Source organism: Longibacter salinarum (assembly GCF_002554795.1).
In the GTDB taxonomy this organism is placed as follows: domain Bacteria; phylum Bacteroidota; class Rhodothermia; order Rhodothermales; family Salinibacteraceae; genus Longibacter; species Longibacter salinarum.
In genome coordinates, this window is record NZ_PDEQ01000009.1 from 129012 (window position 1) to 145864 (window position 16853).

General features: G+C 61.0%; 12 protein-coding genes. 5 read left to right on the top strand and 7 right to left on the bottom strand.

What is annotated here, in order from left to right; translation table 11 throughout:
• Nucleotides 1-325: 325 nt before the first annotated feature.
• The 3 genes from CRI94_RS15610 to CRI94_RS15620 all read right to left on the bottom strand — a co-directional run bounded on the left by CRI94_RS15610 (nucleotide 326) and on the right by CRI94_RS15620 (nucleotide 7372).
• Nucleotides 326-4720 (bottom strand): hybrid sensor histidine kinase/response regulator transcription factor, encoded by a 4395-nt coding sequence (locus CRI94_RS15610; RefSeq protein ID WP_098078050.1) that lies wholly within the window; start codon nucleotides 4718-4720, stop codon nucleotides 326-328.
• A gap of 292 nt (nucleotides 4721-5012) precedes the next feature.
• The gene (locus CRI94_RS15615) at nucleotides 5013-5621 is read right to left on the bottom strand and encodes a transposase (protein WP_098078053.1); all 609 of its coding nucleotides are present in this window, start codon (nucleotides 5619-5621) and stop codon (nucleotides 5013-5015) included.
• Nucleotides 5622-6094: 473 nt separating this feature from the next.
• The gene (locus tag CRI94_RS15620) at nucleotides 6095-7372 is read right to left on the bottom strand and encodes an MFS transporter (protein WP_098078056.1); all 1278 of its coding nucleotides are present in this window, start codon (nucleotides 7370-7372) and stop codon (nucleotides 6095-6097) included.
• A gap of 552 nt (nucleotides 7373-7924) precedes the next feature.
• Here CRI94_RS15620 and CRI94_RS15625 point away from each other — a divergent pair.
• The 3 genes from CRI94_RS15625 (at nucleotide 7925) to CRI94_RS15635 (ending at nucleotide 10803) form a co-directional block, all read left to right on the top strand.
• Entirely contained in the window at nucleotides 7925-8155 is a 231-nt protein-coding gene (locus CRI94_RS15625) for an SHOCT domain-containing protein (protein ID WP_098078205.1), read from the top strand.
• 93 nt (nucleotides 8156-8248) lie between these two features.
• Nucleotides 8249-8644, top strand: a complete 396-nt coding sequence (locus CRI94_RS15630; protein ID WP_098078061.1) for a DUF302 domain-containing protein — start codon at nucleotides 8249-8251, stop codon at nucleotides 8642-8644.
• Between the two features lie 56 nt (nucleotides 8645-8700).
• Entirely contained in the window at nucleotides 8701-10803 is a 2103-nt protein-coding gene (locus CRI94_RS15635) for a copper-translocating P-type ATPase (protein WP_245846226.1), read from the top strand.
• 105 nt (nucleotides 10804-10908) lie between these two features.
• Here CRI94_RS15635 and CRI94_RS15640 read toward each other — a convergent pair whose 3' ends face one another.
• The gene (locus CRI94_RS15640; protein WP_098078064.1) at nucleotides 10909-11799 is read right to left on the bottom strand and encodes a DUF4397 domain-containing protein; all 891 of its coding nucleotides are present in this window, start codon (nucleotides 11797-11799) and stop codon (nucleotides 10909-10911) included.
• A gap of 311 nt (nucleotides 11800-12110) precedes the next feature.
• Here CRI94_RS15640 and CRI94_RS15645 point away from each other — a divergent pair, with 311 nt between their 5' ends.
• Nucleotides 12111-13391: an MgtC/SapB family protein gene (locus CRI94_RS15645; protein ID WP_098078069.1), complete on the top strand. Its 1281-nt coding sequence runs from the start codon at nucleotides 12111-12113 to the stop codon at nucleotides 13389-13391.
• A 100-nt stretch (nucleotides 13392-13491) separates the two neighbouring features.
• Nucleotides 13492-13971 carry a DUF2306 domain-containing protein gene (locus CRI94_RS15650; protein ID WP_098078073.1) on the top strand — a complete coding sequence of 160 codons (480 nt, stop codon included), beginning with the start codon at nucleotides 13492-13494 and terminating at the stop codon, nucleotides 13969-13971.
• Here the strand turns inward: CRI94_RS15650 and CRI94_RS15655 are convergent.
• From CRI94_RS15655 to CRI94_RS15665, 3 genes are all read right to left on the bottom strand, one after another.
• Nucleotides 13934-14581, bottom strand: a complete 648-nt coding sequence (locus CRI94_RS15655) for a hypothetical protein (protein ID WP_098078076.1) — start codon at nucleotides 14579-14581, stop codon at nucleotides 13934-13936. The two genes, CRI94_RS15650 and CRI94_RS15655, sit on opposite strands and share 38 nt — an antisense overlap.
• A gap of 202 nt (nucleotides 14582-14783) precedes the next feature.
• Complete coding sequence (locus CRI94_RS15660; RefSeq protein ID WP_098078079.1) at nucleotides 14784-15512, bottom strand: DUF5995 family protein; 729 nt, start codon at nucleotides 15510-15512, stop codon at nucleotides 14784-14786.
• A 514-nt stretch (nucleotides 15513-16026) separates the two neighbouring features.
• The gene (locus tag CRI94_RS15665; protein ID WP_245846227.1) at nucleotides 16027-16845 is read right to left on the bottom strand and encodes a LytR/AlgR family response regulator transcription factor; all 819 of its coding nucleotides are present in this window, start codon (nucleotides 16843-16845) and stop codon (nucleotides 16027-16029) included.
• Nucleotides 16846-16853: the final 8 nt, after the last annotated feature.

The following is a 16853-nucleotide window of genomic DNA, read 5'->3' on the forward strand; positions in this document are numbered from 1 at the left end:
GCGATTGGGACATGATGCGGGCGGCCGACGAGCAAAACAGCGATGGAATCAAATGCTGCAAACCACGCAGCCACCACAGACCGACCCTCATCGTACGACATCATCGTTGCAACCGCTTTCGCTCACGTTGCGAATCCTGTTGCACACGTTGCATCACGCGTCAAAACGGATAGATCACACCTACGGGTGCCGATTTTGGCCCCGGGCACGTACTGGACTGGCAGACGCCAAACAGCCATTATCCTCAGTCCAGACAAACCGATTGGGAGGCGCGACCGCCTCGAGACAGGCATCGTTTCTCTCCGTGCCCTGCTTTTTTCCGTCTTTACGACGCCGGCTCGACTGGGACGTCCGAGGGCGATTCGTCGTAGTGTTTTCGGAAAGCCGTGGAGAAGTACGACAGGCTGTTGAAACCGACCGCATACGCAATCTCCGAGACCGTTCCCTCCTGCGATTTCAGCAGACGACGAGCGTGTTGAAGACGTTCGGTCCGCAGAAGTGCGCTCGGCGTCTGATCCAGCTCGTCCTTCAGCCGACGATAGAGCTGCGACCGGCTCAGCGCGACCGCCTCGGCGAGTTCGCCCACACCGAAGTCCGGGTCACTGAGATTGTCCGCGATCGCGCTGCGGACCGATGCAACAAACGGGCTCGGCGGCACGGGCTCTATGTCCTGACCATCGCCTCCCGGCGGCGTCATTTCCGACCGTTGGTGCAGTTCGCGCAGGCGCATCCGCTTTTGAATGAGACCGTTCACGCGGACCCGAAGCAACTGGCTGTCGAACGGTTTGACGAGGTAATCGTCCGCGCCAAGACGCAGGCCATCCACCTCGTCCTCAGGCGCTGCCCGCGCGGTGAGGTAGAGCAGAGGAATGCCCTCGGTCATTGGGTCGTCCATCAGTGCTCGCCCCATCTCGAACCCGTCCATCTCCGGCATCATCACGTCCGCGACGATGCAATCCGGCAACCGCTCCTTCGCGATATTCAGCCCAAGTCGCCCGTTCGCCGCTTCAATCACCGCGAAGTCAGGATGTCCGGAGTTGACGCGAGTCTCTTCGTCGCTTTCAAGAACGGACCGGATGTACCGCCGCACGTCCTGATTGTCGTCTACGACCAGAACCACCGGACGCTCGTCTTCTTCTTTTGCTTTACGCTCTCTTTTCTCCGTCGTCGTACTCTCGCCTTCTTCCGCTGCTGCGTCATGCGAAAGATCAACTGGCATGCCAGCAGGTGGACACATCTCGTCCTCGAGCCCGGACGACAGAGCAGGTGCTCCCGCCCCGCCGGGAACCGATGTCCGGGCCGAAAGGCCGATCACAAACGTCGTCCCGCTCTCCGACCGGCTCTCTACTTCGAGGCGCCCGTCATTTAGGGTAACCAGTTCATGTGCAAGGCTGAGCCCAATCCCCGATCCGCCTGCGGTCCGAGCGGCGACGCTATCTCCCCGATGGAAGCGATCGAACACGTGCTCCTTCTCCGTTTCCGGAATCCCCGGCCCGGAGTCGGACACACGAATTTCCACCTCTCCGATGGCCCCTTTCCCACTGTCAGATCGTTCGCTCCAGGAGAGGACGATGTCGACGCGGCCGCCGGAAGGCGTGTACTTGATCGCGTTCGACACGAGATTTTTGAGTGCCGTCTGGAGATGCTCCGCATCGACGTAGACGTAAACGGGAGATGCTGGAAGATCGATGTCCATCTCGATCTCGCCCCGTTTTGCGAGAGGAGCAAAGATCGAGGCCGTGGCCTGAACAATCGGTCCCAGGTCGTGCCATTCGGGTGCATGATCCATCCCGCCCGCATCGAGCGCACTCAGATCCAGTAGCTGGTCGATGAGTGCCTGCAGCCTCAACCCATTACGGTGCACTCGCTCCACGTCCTCGTTCGACATCGGTGCATCGGAGCGCAGAGCGTCCCTCGTGGGGCCGAGCAGAATCGTCAGCGGTGTCCGGAATTCGTGGCTGATGTTGGCAAAGAATCGGCGCTTCGCCGCATCCAGCTCTTTCAGTTCCTCCGCCTGCCGAGCGAGTTGCTCGTTCTGATCCCGCACCTGTCGGGTTCGTGCATCGACGGCATCTTCCAGGCGTTGCTGACGCTGACGCTGCACGTACACTCCACCGCCGATCACGCCACCCAAGAGAAGAATGTAGAGAACGTACGCGAACGATGTCTGCCACCACGGAGGAGAAATGTGCAGCTGCAGAGACGCGCCCGTTTCGCTCCACACACCGTCCACATTCGACGCGCGAACCCGGAACGTGTAGGTACCCGGCGGCAGGTTCGTGTACGTGGCCTCGCGCCGCGTTCCCGCGTCGACCCACTGATCGTCGTACCCCTCCAGCCGATAACGATACCGATTGCTCTTCGGATTCTTGAAGTGAAGCGCGAGAAACTCGATCGTGACCTGGTTCTGATCGTGTGTGAGGTGAAGGGCCTCCGTCTGTGCGACAGGCTGCTGGAGTGGCGAGTCGGGGCCGACGGTCAGCGGCTGATTCCAAACACGCAGATTGGTGAGTGTTACCTTCGGCGCAACTTCATTTCCTTCCATCGCGGCGGGACGAAATACGTTGAGGCCATTGACCCCGCCGAATACGAGTTGCCCGTCCCGCTCCGTGGCTGCATGCTGGTTAAACTCCAGCCCCTGAAGGCCGCTCTCCAACCCAAATTGGCGAACCGGACGGTGCGGCGGCGTCGCATCCGGGTCGAAGCGAATGAGTCCGTGGTTGGTGCTCAACCATAGTCGGCCATCACTCCCTTCCAGGATGGCATACATCGTGTCGTCGGGAAAATTCGCCGTTTCAGTCGTGTAATGAGTGATGGCGCCGGTCCGTGTATCAATTCGATCGAGTCCGCCCCCGTCGAGGCTCGAGACCCAGAGCACGCCGGGCTCCTGCGGCCGTTCGTGAATCCACCCGAACCGGCCATTCGTCAGCGAGGACGGATCCCCGGGATCGTGGTGAAAGTGCGTGACGAACGCGCCGGTCGAGCGGTCCAACTGGCAGACACCCTCATCATGTGCCACCCATAGCCGTCCGGCCCGGTCTTCGAACACGTACCCGATCCAATCGCGTCCGTCCGGGGTCGCTTCATCATGCTCGTACCGGACGAAGGCGTCGGTCTCGGGATCATAACGATTCAGCCCTCCCGGCGTCCCGACCCACAGCGCTCCCGATCGGTCGTACTCCAGAACGTTGATGTTGTGATTGCTGATGCTTGTGGAGTCCGCCGGGTCGTGCCGGTAATGCCGAAAGCGTTCCGTCGTCGGATCATAGCGATCCAGGCTCTTCTCCGTCCCGACCCAGAGCGTCCCATCGGCATGCTCCGCGAAATCGAACGCAGTCGCCGCCGGGCGCATCGGATCCAGCGGGTTGGCGGGATCTGCCTGCCAGACGCGCATCACTCCCGTGCCCAGGTTGATCCGATGCAGATACGACTCGCTCGTTGACACCCAGAGGGTGCTGTCGCCGGTCACCTCCACGCCCCACACGTTCGGATTTCGAAGCAAGCCCGGTCCGGCCATCGACACGCCGTACCGAGCGATCGCCATCGTATGGGGATTGAACAGGTTGATGCCAGCCCCGGCCGTCCCGACCCAGATCATGCCCGATCGGCCCGTGAAGACGTGTGTGCTGGCCAGATCTAGCAGACCGTGCCGATCGGTCGGGTTACTGTCGTATCGGGTGAAGGACGCCGTATTCGTTTGAAATCGAGCCAGTCCGCGCCGCATCGTCGCGACCCAGAGCGCACCGGAATCGACAGGGTCCGGGCTCACGTTCATCACAATATTCTCCCCTGGCGCACGCTCCGAATGCGGGTAAAAGCGCCGGCTCGAGCCGTCGGTCGCGTCGAACCGGATGAGTCCGTCGTCCGAACCGATCCACCGCACATCGGGGCGCTGCGGCGATGCATATTGTCCGTGCAACGAATGCTCCGAGGTCGGACCGCTCGAATTCGGCGAGGTCGATGCATCGAGAAAACGAGTGAAGTGTCCGGGCGCGTCGAGGTCCATCCGGTTTAACCCGTTCGCCGTCGTGATCCAGAGCCGACCCTCCGCGTCGTCCCGAATCGACCGAACCGTACTACTGCTGATGCTACGCGGGTCATCGGAGGCGTGGCGGAAGTGCGTGAAACGTCCAGGCCGCCCCGGTGCCATTCGAGCAAGACCATTGTCCGTCCCAACCCAGAGGATCCCGCCGCGGTCTTCGTACACGACATTGACCGGCCCTGGAGGCAGGCTACGCGGGTCGTCCGGGTCGTGCTGAAAGCGCGTCACCGTATCGGTCAGAGGATCTAGCCGGTTCACGCCGCCGAACTGCGTCGCCACCCAGATCGAGCCGTCCTGCGCCTCATGGATATCGTTGATCGTGCCGTCCGAGAGGGATTCGCTGTCGAACGGGCGGGGCTCGTAGACCTTGAAATCGTGACCATCGTAGCGATTCAGCCCGCTCTCCGTCGCAAACCACATGAACCCGCGCCGATCCTGCAGGATGTCGTAGATGTGCCCCTGCGAGAGACCGTCTTCGAGGGTGAGGCGCTCGAAGCGAATCCGAGGAGGTACCACGTCGCCGTTTCCTGAACCACTCTGCGCGTGGAGACAGGCGGGCAACAGCGTGACGGCGAGAAGAGCCAGCACGCTACTGATGGCCAAACGCGCCACCGGCACGCCCGATGCGCGCCCAGAATCGTGACGCAGTCCAGTCGAAACGAAAGAAGAGATGCTCATACGCACATCCAGAAATGCAGCAACTTCTTACAGACAGAGAGGAGGGAAACGATAAGCATTGAGGATGTGCAAAGCGAAATGACGCGCGCATCTATTATGATCTGCACAACCCATACGCCTCGCTCTCCCGACGCACGGCCTCCCGGCTTTGCGCCTATGCCCCCTGCCGTCTTGCCACCTTGGCTCTCTAGCGCCCTGGCTCTCACCGTCGCACGGCCGTGCGACGGTGAGAGTGAGAGTGGGGATAAGATATTAATCCTTGCAACCGCGAGAAACTCACAAGCCCGGATTCTCAACCGTTAGTCTGCCGCTTGGCATGCCAGCGAGCAGGATTGTCGCGAATGTACTGGCGCGCCATGCGCAGGTGACGCGCGGACCGAATGATTCGGTCATGATAATTCCGCTTCCAAACAGAGGCGCCAGGCGTGTCCCGGTGCCGATTGATGCGGCGGGTCGCAGCACATTTGAATCCGGCCACAAACGACCCGAGCGAACGAGCCGGGCGATGCAGTTGCCGTTCTTTCTCACTCTCTTTGTGCTCATCTTTCTCCCCAGTTGTCTTTTTCTTGAGCACCGACGCACGGCCGTGCGTCGGTGGGGTTGGAGATGAGGCGTCATCGTCGGCCGAGTCCATCCAGACGATGCCGTGCAGGTGATCCGGCATCACAATAAAAGCGTCGAGGGTCATCTCGTCGCGAATCTCTTCGGACCGCTGCCACTCCTCGGCCACGATGCGCCCGACCGAATTCAACTCCATTCTCCCGCTTCGAACCCTTCCAAAGATGCGGGTCAGCCGGTGCGTACAGATCGTCACGAAATACACAGCCGTCCCGGCGTAGTCCCATCCCGTCGTTCGGCGCGACGTGTAATGCGTGACGTAGCGCTCATAGTGCGGCGACATAAACGACCGTGGTGACACAGGAGAAAAGCAGGGAATGTAGACGCTGAAGGCGGCCGATCCAAGTCATTCCTGAACCCGGGGACAATTAAATCGCCCCACAGGCAGCACAGCAAAATATACAAATAATATGTTTTACTGATATTTATGATACAAATATACTTACATGATCTTTGTCCGATCCTCCGCCGGCACATAAACCGATGCACGGCCGAAACTGTGGGCACATTGTTCTTCCCCCAGCTCACCTCCACCACCGTCGCACGGCCGTGCGACGGTGGATTGGGGAGAGCGAACGTGCCCGTGCGGCGGCGGAGTGAGGAAGGAGTGCTATCATCGAGACAGCGAGCGGAATCGTCCGAGCTGAGAACAGCGTCCGGACATTAGCGGGACGACGCCACAACGTCAGCGGCATACGCGCCACAGCCCGATAGAAGGAACGTAGTTGCACGAACACACCGTCCTCGCATCTACAGCTACTCGGTTGCCTCTCGCGCCTGCCGACGTCCGTCTGGAGATAGCGTTTCGTACATCACCGTTGACACAACGACAGCGGACGCCGCGGTCAGCGCCCCGATGATGATAATGGATCCCTCCATCCCCAGCGCGTCGGCCGTGATCCCGGCGACGAGCGCGCCGACCACGTAGCCGCCGTCGCGCCAGAGGCGATACACGCCGATCGACGTGCCCCGCCACGAGGGATGCGCCACGTCGCTGATGGCGGCGAGCAATGTCGGGTACACCATCGCCGTTCCCGCTCCCATCAGGATCATCGCACCCGCGAGGACGCCGAACGCCTCGCCCGCTATCAGCGTGAACAGCCCGACTGCCTGCACGGCCATCCCCGCGGCAATCATCCACTTCCGTCCCCAGCGATCGGAGAGCGCACCGGTCCCCATTTGTCCGAGTCCCCAGACCGCAGGGTAGAGCGCCGTCAGCAGACCAATCTGCTCCACCGGCAGCCCTAGGGTGGCGAAGTAAATCGGAAAGAGGCCCCAGGCCAGCCCGTCGTTCATGTTATTGATGAGGCCGGCCTGACTGACCGCGAAGAGGGCACGATCCCTCCAGCTTGTGATGCGAAAGGCCTCAGCATACGACACCTCGAAGCGCCCGTCGTCTTCGTTCACAGCCTCCCAGTCTGCCTCCTCTTTTTTGGCGTGGGCGGACGTATCCCGGACGAAGAACACCGACGCGAGCAATCCGATGATAGCCAGTCCAATGCCGAGGTAGAAGGGCTCCGGTCGCAGGGCGTACGCACCGGCAATGTAGCCCGTCGCCAGGGCCGCTGCCGACACCGCGAGATAGCCCGCCGCTTCATTCAGCCCCATCGCAAGTCCGCGCTGCTTCGGCCCGACGAGGTCCACCTTCATGATGATCGTCATCGACCACGCCAGCCCCTGGTTGATGCCGAGAAGGACGTTGGCAAATACGACCCACTCCCACGTCGGCGCGGCAATAACGATCAGTGGAACGGGCAGCCCGACCAGCCACCCCGCCACCAGCACCCGCTTCCGCCCGTACCGGTCGCCCAGATGCCCCGCTACGGTGTTGGCCAGGGCCTTCGTGAGCCCGAACGTCGCGATAAACGACAGGATGGCCGTCCGCGAGGCGATGCCAAACTCGTCTTCGGCAAGAAGCGGAAGAACGGTTCGCTCCAGGCCAACCATGCCTCCGACAAAGGCATTCACGACCACGAGCATGATGAACTGCCCGAGGTTTTCTCTCAAACCGAGACGCGGAGGCGACGATGACATACGATGTTAACCTGTTTGGCGGGTGGATCGTGAACAAGTACGATTGAAGATCACTGCCTGGCATGAATGCAGTAGACACGGCGCGTGAGATCCACGATAGCTCGGTGTGGCGAACATCGCGAGGACCGACCGTCAGAAGGTCCGTACCCTTGCATGGCCAGAGGCTGTCCGCCACACAGGTTGTCACCAAACGACTCGCTGCGGCGACACCCACCGCTTACGAACCGGGTCGCGTTCAGCGATCCATCCCGCAATTCACGACCCATCTTTCCTCTCAACAGCAACGCCTCACGCCGACCGTCGCCAGAGGATGAGAATCGGCGGCCAAACGTCTCATACCATTTCCTATCCGACTCTTTCTGCGACGACGAAATGTGGACACCTTGCTCGACGAGTAAAGCGTTTGTAACTACAAGTCATCCATGCAACGACATGCAGACGTTGCGATAACAGTTACGACCTTGCCAGAGGTTCCACGGGCGAGGGCTCACAACCCTCGGTTCGGACGTCACGACCGGAGATCACAATATCATGTTCGGCGCTGAACATCACATGTTTGACGGGTCACACATCATGTGGGGAATGCACGGCTTCTGGTGGATCTTCTGGATCTTGCTCATCGGTCTGGCGATCTGGACGTTTGTCCGGCGCCCCGGGGCCGACAGCATATCGACGTCATCCGACGAGACCCCGCTCGAGCGACTTCAAAAGCGGTATGCCGATGGCGAGATCTCGACCGAGGAATACGAAGATAGAAAGGAACGTCTCGAGCGCGATCGGTAACGCATCGGTCTTTGCAGTGAGCCTACGCGACGACAGCGCCCGCAGCCTACCCTTCATTCGGTAACCTGAAAATAGATTCTCGAACATTCGACTATGACGACCCAGACGGCATATTACTACACCCGCGAAATCGACCTTCCCATCGATGAAGCCGAGGAACGTGTCCGTGAAGCGTTGTCCGAGGAAGGCTTCGGCGTACTGACGGAAATCGACATCAAGGCGACGCTCAAGAAGAAGCTGGATGCTGATTTTCACCCGTACAAAATTCTGGGCGCCTGCAACCCACCGGCGGCCTACGAGGCTCTGCAGGCGGAAGACAAGATCGGCACGATGCTCCCATGCAACGTCATCCTGCAGGAGAAGGACGGACATACGGAAGTCGCTGCCGTGGACCCCGTCGCGTCCATGCAGGCCGTCGACAACCCGGATCTCGAGCCGATCGCCACGAAAATCCGTGACAAACTTCGCTCGGTGCTCGACCGCCTGTAAGCACAAATGCTCAGGTAACGACAGCAAATCGCCCCTCTCACCGCTCCCGCGTTCTCGTGACCGATACGTCTTCACCGCACGCCGTGTCGCATGCTGAACAGGAGGGGTCCGAGCATTCCGCCTCCGGTGGCTATTCTCACCACGATCATGCCGCCGGCGACTACGGCGACGGCGACCATGGCGACGGCGGGGGGCATTCGCACCACGAACATCACGCGGCGATGGTGAAGGACTACCGTCGCCGCTTCTTCGTGAGTCTGGCGGTCACGGTGCCGATCCTCGTCTTAAGCCCGATGATCCAGTCGTTTCTCGGCTGGGAGGGCGCGCTCGCCTTCCCTGGCGACATCTGGGTCCTGCTCGGCCTGTCGACCGTCGTCTACAGCTATGGCGGCTGGCCCTTTCTAACGGGGCTCGTCGACGAACTGAAGGAGAAGGAGCCGGGCATGATGACGCTGGTCGGCCTCGCTGTCAGCGTTGCCTACATCTACAGCGCGGCGGTGGCCCTCGGCGTCGCGGGCAAGATGTTCTTCTGGGAAACCGCCACGCTGATCGACCTGATGCTGGTCGGCCACTGGATCGAGATGCGCTCCGTGATGGGCGCGAGCCGCGCGCTGGAGGAGCTGGCTCGGCTGATGCCGAACACGGCACACCGGATCACCGAGAGCGGGGACACGGAAGAGATCAAGATCGCGGACCTGAGACCCGGCGACCGGATCCGCGTCAAGTCGGGCGAAAAGATCCCGGCCGATGGCTCGGTGATCGAGGGCAGGTCGAGTATAAACGAAAGCATGCTCACCGGTGAGAGCGTGCCCGTCGAGAAGACGGACGGAGACGACGTCATCGCGGGATCCGTCAACGGCACCGGATCGCTCGTCGTCGAGGTCACGAAGACCGGTGAAGACAGCTACCTCAACCAGGTCATCTCGCTCGTCCGCGAGGCGCAGGCGTCGCAGAGCCGCACGCAAAATCTGGCCGACCGCGCCGCCTCCTGGCTCACGCTCATAGCGATCACGGCCGGCGGCCTCACATTCGGCATCTGGTTTGGCGCGGTGGACGAGACGTTCGTGTTCAGTCTCGAGCGAGCGGTCACCGTCATGGTCATCACCTGCCCGCACGCACTTGGGCTGGCCATCCCGCTCGTCGTGGCGGTCAGCACGGGCATCGGAGCCCAGCGCGGTCTCCTGATTCGCGACCGAAGCGCCTTCGAGCGCGCCCGCGACCTGGACACGGTCGTCTTCGACAAAACAGGTACGCTGACAGAGGGACGCTTCGGTGTAACCGACATTCTTGTCTTCGGCGACGCCTCGGAGACGGAGGTCCTCCGCCTCGCCGCGGCGGTCGAAAGACACAGCGAGCATCCGATCGCCGCCGGCGTCCTGCGCTCGGCAGAAGATCGCGGCATCGACATACCGGATGCAACCGACTTCGAGGCGATCACGGGCAAGGGCGTGCATGCCACGGTCGAGGGTGCCGAGATTCGCGTGCTCAGTCCGGTAGCGGCCGAGACGGAAACCGACCTTCCGGAGCATGACGCTGCCTCGCTCGGCGAGCAAGGGAAAACGGTCGTCTACGTCCTCCGCGGCGACACACCCATCGGCGCACTGGCGCTCGCAGACGTCATCCGCTCAGAATCGAAGGAAGCCATCCAAACGCTCCACGACCTCGGCATCGACGTGGTGATGCTGACGGGCGACAACGAGCGCGTCGCGAACTGGGTCGCCGCCGAGATCGGGGTCGACCGCGTCATCGCGGAGGTCCTTCCCGATCAGAAGAATGATGTCATTGAGGAACTGAAAGCCAGCGGTCGGATCGTGGCGATGACCGGCGACGGCGTCAACGATGCACCGGCCCTTGCCTCCGCCGATGTGGGGATGGCGATCGGTGCCGGCACGGATGTCGCTGCCGAAACCGCCGACATCGTGCTGGTCGACAGCGACCCGCGCGACGCGGTCAACGTCATCCGCCTCGCCCGCTCGACCTACCAGAAGATGGTCCAGAACCTGTGGTGGGCGACGGGCTACAACGTCGTCGCAATCCCCCTTGCGGCGGGCGTCGGCGTATCGTTCGGCCTCCTCCTCAGTCCGGCGGCCGGGGCGGTGCTGATGAGCCTGAGCACGGTGATCGTCGCTGTCAACGCACGCTTCCTCAGCCTCGATTAGCCCACCCCGCGGCCATACCATCTATTTTCTCTGCGAAAAAGGCCAGCCCTCACTCGCACAAACCCGGCAGAGAGCTGACTGTGATGACTTCAGAGGATGAAATCGTTAGCGTCCGAGTGGACCGGTGCCACCGGGGCTGGTCGCATCCAGTGTCGTTACGGCAGAAAGCGCGGCATCACCCGGCTCCGGCGTCGCATTCCCGATCACGTAGGCAGTGATCTTCGTGCCTTCGACCAGGCCGACCGGAATCGTCAAGACCGCCGTCCCACCCTTTAAGATCTCGACGGTACGGTCGCCGGAAGCTACCTCCAGGTACGGGCTCGCAGCAGCGAACGTGACTCCGACGAGTACGATCTGACCGTCGACAGCGATATCGACGGCTCCTGCATCGGGGGATGCGTGCACGAAGCGAACGAGTGTTTTGTCGCGCGGCGGAAGGGCCGGCTCATCGTCTCCGTTGTCTACGAGCGGGAGCGCCTGAATGCCGGGCTCTCCATTTTCCGGACTCAATTCGCCGATCGCGAGAATTGTGTAGTCCTTGTTCGCGTCCAGCGACAGCCCGTCGACGTCAATGACTTGCGGTCCCGCTGCTCCGGCAGGCGTCACGGCGATATCGTACGTTCCGAAGCGGAGACCGACGTAGTCGCCGTCGGCGTTCGGCGCGAAGTTCGCGTATGACAGGTTCGGGATCGCGGGACTTCCCTCGCCCGGCTCGACGCCGACGTACACGTCTACAGCCGGGGCATCCGGCGAGAGGTGGCCGACGCGCACGTCGGCGATCGGGCCGCTCCCCTGGCCTCGGCGATCGGCAACCGACGAGCCGCGTGCATTATCCCCGCGAGCGGCTTCCGCAGATTTCGTCAGGGTCGAAGCTTCGCTCCCCAGATCCGCAGATTCGCTCGTCGTCAGGGCGTCACAACCCGAACCGAACAAACCAAGGGTGAGCGCTACGAGAACAGCTACGTATCGAGATAAAACTGCCGTCTTTGATAACATCACAGTTATGTTTACATTTCATGAAGGCGAAATTGTGCGCACTGGACGACTGGAAATGCAGGAAGTATCCACCCGATAGTAACGAAGCAGACACGTATGGCAGGAGCACGGGCATGCTTACACCCGGTGTGTAGGAAAAGCACAACCGGTCGATAGCGCGGGAGACCGATCGACCTGCTCGCACACGGTTCGGCCCCGTAACCACGCGGATCTACGCGCTTTAGGTGTTGGGTCGATGCCGCTTGGCGTCGAACCAGACCCCATCCGCCCGATTTACCACCACCCTCTCCTCGAATCGGCCCCAACGACTCATGGACGCAAGCCTACCGGATCTGTTTTACCGTTTTGGTGCCGCGCTGGTCATCGGGCTTCTGATCGGCCTCCAGCGCGAATATGCGTTTCAGGAACACGAGCACCAGCAAGAAGACGAATTGCTGGCCGGTGCGCGCACGTTTCCGCTTATCAGTCTACTGGGAGCCTCGTTTGCCCTCCTGGCCGACGTTGCTCAGGCCCCCGCCCTGTTAGCAATGATTTTAGCCGGTGTCGCCGTGCTTCTGGGCGTGGCCCACTATCAGGAGGCGAAGGAGGCCAATACGGGGCTCACGACGGAGATCGCTGCCCTCCTCACTCTCTCGGTGGGCATGCTGTGCGCGTGGGACGAGATCGAACTCGCAGCAGCACTGGGCGTGGCAACGACCGTGCTGCTCGCGCTCAAGGTTCAAACGCGTTCATTCGCCAAAACCATTAGCCGGGAGGATGTCTTCGCCACGCTGAAGTTTGCCGTCATCACGGCAGTCATCCTGCCGATCCTGCCGCAGCAAGGGTACGGTCCCCCTCCGTTCGATGTCCTCGTGCCCTACGACGTCTGGCTGATCGTCATCCTCATTTCCGGCATCAGCTTTCTGGGATACGTGGCGATCCAGGTCGTCGGCGCACGGCGCGGCGTGGGCCTCACCGGTATTCTGGGTGGACTGGCCTCCAGCACCGCGGTCACGCTCAGCCTCGCCCAGCGGAGCCGCGACGCGCCCAGCCTCGCCCGCTCCTTCAGCATGGGCGTCGTGCTGGCGTGGACGGTCATGTTTCTCCGCGTGCTGGTGGAGGTGGCCGCCGTCAACGTCTCGCTTCTACGAGTCGTCGGTATCCCGATTCTCGCGATGATGGCAGCCGGAATCCTGTACGCCGTCTACCTCTACATGGCGCACGACTCGGGAGCGGAGAGTGATGCGACGGAAATGAAAAACCCGTTTCGCCTCACCCCGGCCATCACCTTCGGCATCCTGTATGCCGTCATTCTCGTCGCGACCAGCGCCGCACAAAATTACTTCGGAGACGCTGGCATTTACGTGACGAGCCTGGTCTCCGGCCTGGCGGATGTGGACGCCATCACTCTCTCGATGGCCCGGCTGAGCGGACCAGCGGGCGATGTAGAGGCGGAAACCGCTGCCCGGGCCATCGTCATCGGGGCCGCGGCAAATACGCTGCTGAAAGGCGGCATCGTCTTCTTCACGGGAACGAAAAGCATCCGCCGACCGATTCTCGGAGGCATGGCAGCAATCATAGCCACCGCCGCGGCAACGATCTGGTTCATCTAAAATGGCCGATCGCATCAGAATATGGTGACGCGGGCTTGATGAACCGAAGACACATCTCTATTATTGAACCACCTATTTATGCCATAATGTAGCCCCTGAGATGGTGATCTTTGTTCACGTCGCGCTCGGCGTCATCGCCTTGGTCGCTGGAGCATGGAATCTGATGGCGCAGAAGGGAACGCGTCGGCACCGACGAGCTGGCTGGATATACACCGGTGCCATGGCGGGTCTCATCTTGACCTCATTCGCCATCTTTCAGCTTACGGGAGCGTTCGGGCCCTTCCATGTCATGGCCATCGTTAGCGGCGCAACGCTTACTCTCGCCATCTACTTTCCCCTCCGCCGCGAATACCACGACGGCTGGCTGGAGCACCACTACTTCTGGATCACCTTCTCATACGTCGGCCTGGTGATGGCCACAGGGTCGCACTTTGCGCAGTACGGACCCGCCGGCTGGTCCATGTGGGAACGCGGCGCACTCTGGTGGGGCGTGCCGATGGTCATCGGCTTCGCGCTCATCTTCTGGAAAAAAGAGAAGGTGCTCAACCGCCTCCGGGCCCGCGCTTCGCTTGCGGAGTAAAAGCGCCAACCCCGCTCTCGTCGTACGGTGCGTCAAATGTCCCCGTGATCGTCGCGCTCGATTCTCCTCCGTTTGGTGCGAGAGGGTCGATGCGGGTGACCGTGATATCAAAGCTGCCCGCAAGTCGGTTTTCCGTCGACTCGGTAATGGTGATCGTTCCTCCGGTCGAGAGGTACTGGATGGACGTGTCGCTCTGTCCGTTGACGTAGTAGAATGAAAAGTCCGAACTAGATGTCAGGTTGTCGTTCTGGCCGTCGATATTTCGGACCGAAACGGTGCCTGTTTCCGGGCGGGCGGCCCCGCGAATCAGAAACCCCTGACCGGTGCCATCATCACTCGAGAAGTTTACCGCCATCGCCTCATTGCTGGCGTCGGTCGACCCGTTGCCCCATCGGGCAGCTCCCGTGAAGGTCGTGTTCACCGAATTACCAGTTACAGAAAGGGAGTATGACGGCTCGACGGACACGTCGTCGTTGGATCCACTGCTGTCGCAACCAACAAAAAGCAAAAGTGGCACAGCACACATGGCGAGAGCCAACACGCGGCGGACGCTGGCAAACGCAAATGTGTCGCGATCCATCCAACGTCGAGAGTCAATGGCGTATGGCATAAAAACAGATTGCTACAAGCGATAGAATGCATGCGAAAAACGGGGCTCGCGTACGTTCATCCGCGCCGGCGATCTTGTCCGAGTCGACATCTAGACGCGAAGCGACGACGGGATAACATGAACAACGGGACATCGCTTTTCAACCTCGACGCTCCGTGCGTTACGTGCATACGCTGTGCGTCGTCTTGCTCGGATATTTGCCTTACACCATCCATTCGGCGATCCGCAGCGCCTCAGCTTCCACCGTCGCTACATAGGCACGGCGCTCTCGCTCATCCCGACACCGGAGCAACTCTTGCGTGTGGCGCCATACGTCCTCCCGCCACGACGTGATCAACCGGGACACGAGGTACTCGTCGACGGGCCCGAGCGCGATATCCACGAATTCAAGAAACTGCATACGCGGCTCCAAAACCGTGTCTTGTACCGCGTCGACGGACTGAGCGATGACCCGGTTGACGCTGCAGTGGTCCGCGTACCGTATGGCCTGATGCCCGCGATCGAGCTGCGACCATTCGGGGGCGAGTATGTCCTCCAGTGTGAGGACAAGGTCGTAATTGATGTGGGCGTTGACGCCGAGAAGAAGGTGCTGCACAGCCGTCGCCTCGCCGGACGCCGAGCAATCGAACGCCACCTGCCAGACTGCCGGCGGTGACATTCCCTCTGACTCATATGCGCTCAGCGCATCGAAGTAGTATTCTGCGAATCGGTGGAGCAGGCCGTGGACCCACCGAGCATCGCCAAATGCGTCGGCATGCACCTGGGCCACCATGTTGCGGGTCATGATGAGATAACACTCGAGAAAAACCGCCCGCACGTCCCCCGTAGCCATCCAGGACTCCACGTGCGACTGCATCCGGCCCAGCAACGTTGCGTCGTCGAAGAGCATACGGTCGTCGTTGGCCGGCGAAAGCGGATCGAATCCCGACATCGTGCCTGAGTGATGGGTGTATGGGACGACACAAGATACATTCCCCAGCACGATTGGACAACCGGTGACCGAAAAGTGTGAAAGTGTTGAGGTGCTTGAGTATGAGGGTATGAGAGGCGCCAGGGGGCTCTGAACCTTGACAACCTGTTTGGCGGACAGCCTTCGGCGATCCAAAAGTAGGGACCTCTCGACGGTCAGTCCTCGCAATGTTCGTCACACTGGGCTTGGTTCATCTCGGTCACTGTGTCTAACGCATCTGTGCAAACGGATGACCTTTAACCCGACCGGTGAAGCGACCTTCTGCCCTTGCTGGTTGGCGATCCATTCGCCAACCAGGTTATGAACTCTGAATCTTACCCCCAGCCAACACCGCCTCCTTGAAGCGCCGTATGGTCAGAGGCATGCCGAAACGCAAAAAATAAGGAACCGTCGCACGGCCGTGCAACGGTTCCTCGCGTTTATCCCTGAACGATAAACTCTGAACCCTGAACTCTGAACCCTGAACTCTGAACATTTAGTCAACCCCGAGGTGTTCTTTTAGCGCATCGATGCGGTTTCGGCTGAGACTTACGCGTTCGCCATTCCGCAACCGCACGGCATAGTCTCCTCCGCCTTTCCGGCGAATGGAGACCACCTCGTCGAGCCGAACAATGGCAGAGCGGTGGATGCGCATAAATTCGCCATTGTCCAGCCGCTCGTCGAGCGTCTTCATCCGCTCCCGAATAAGGTGCGTCCCGTCGGAGGTATGCAGTTCGGCATACGAGCCATCGGCGGTGATATGCGTGATGTCGTCCACGTGAACAATGCGCGTCTCGCCCCGGCCCTGCACAGCGATCCGCTCCAGCGGCTCGGCACCGTCATCCGACGCTTGCTCCGTCCCGTGTTCGCTCAACAAATCCCTGAGAGCCTCCCCCATCCCGCGGTGCTCTTGCCCCTCCAGCCGCTTTCGAGCGCGACGAACGGATTCCACAAAGCGGTCGTCATCGAACGGTTTGAGTAGATAGTCCACGGCAGCCCACTCGAACGCCTGGATGGCATACTCATCGTAGGCGGTGACAAAAACCGTCAGCGGCATGTCGTCCGGACCGACCGCTTCCACCACGTCGAGCCCCGACGCTCCCGGCATCTGCACATCCAGAAAAACGAGGGTTGGCCGTAGACGCTCGATCTTCTCGATCGCCTCCGATCCGTCTTGAGCCTCCCCGATCACGACCGCCACCTCGCTCGAGATAACGTCTTCGTTCTCGATCAGCGTATGGATGCGCTCGCGGGCCAACGGCTCGTCGTCAACGATAAGAACCCGCAGAGGAAGATGGGACGACACGGATGGCATGGGCAGGA

Excerpts from the sequence above, each read along its gene's own strand:
- CRI94_RS15615 (WP_098078053.1), bottom strand. The coding sequence starts at position 5,621 with ATGTCGCCGCACTATGAGCGCTACGTCACGCATTACACGTCGCGCCGA.
- CRI94_RS15655 (WP_098078076.1), bottom strand. The coding sequence starts at position 14,581 with ATGCCATACGCCATTGACTCTCGACGTTGGATGGATCGCGACACATTT.
- CRI94_RS15610 (WP_098078050.1), bottom strand. The coding sequence starts at position 4,720 with ATGAGCATCTCTTCTTTCGTTTCGACTGGACTGCGTCACGATTCTGGG.
- CRI94_RS15625 (WP_098078205.1), top strand. The coding sequence starts at position 7,925 with ATGTTTGACGGGTCACACATCATGTGGGGAATGCACGGCTTCTGGTGG.
- CRI94_RS15620 (WP_098078056.1), bottom strand. The coding sequence starts at position 7,372 with ATGTCATCGTCGCCTCCGCGTCTCGGTTTGAGAGAAAACCTCGGGCAG.
- CRI94_RS15650 (WP_098078073.1), top strand. The coding sequence starts at position 13,492 with ATGGTGATCTTTGTTCACGTCGCGCTCGGCGTCATCGCCTTGGTCGCT.
- CRI94_RS15665 (WP_245846227.1), bottom strand. The coding sequence starts at position 16,845 with ATGCCATCCGTGTCGTCCCATCTTCCTCTGCGGGTTCTTATCGTTGAC.
- CRI94_RS15640 (WP_098078064.1), bottom strand. The coding sequence starts at position 11,799 with ATGTTATCAAAGACGGCAGTTTTATCTCGATACGTAGCTGTTCTCGTA.
- CRI94_RS15645 (WP_098078069.1), top strand. The coding sequence starts at position 12,111 with ATGGACGCAAGCCTACCGGATCTGTTTTACCGTTTTGGTGCCGCGCTG.
- CRI94_RS15660 (WP_098078079.1), bottom strand. The coding sequence starts at position 15,512 with ATGTCGGGATTCGATCCGCTTTCGCCGGCCAACGACGACCGTATGCTC.
- CRI94_RS15630 (WP_098078061.1), top strand. The coding sequence starts at position 8,249 with ATGACGACCCAGACGGCATATTACTACACCCGCGAAATCGACCTTCCC.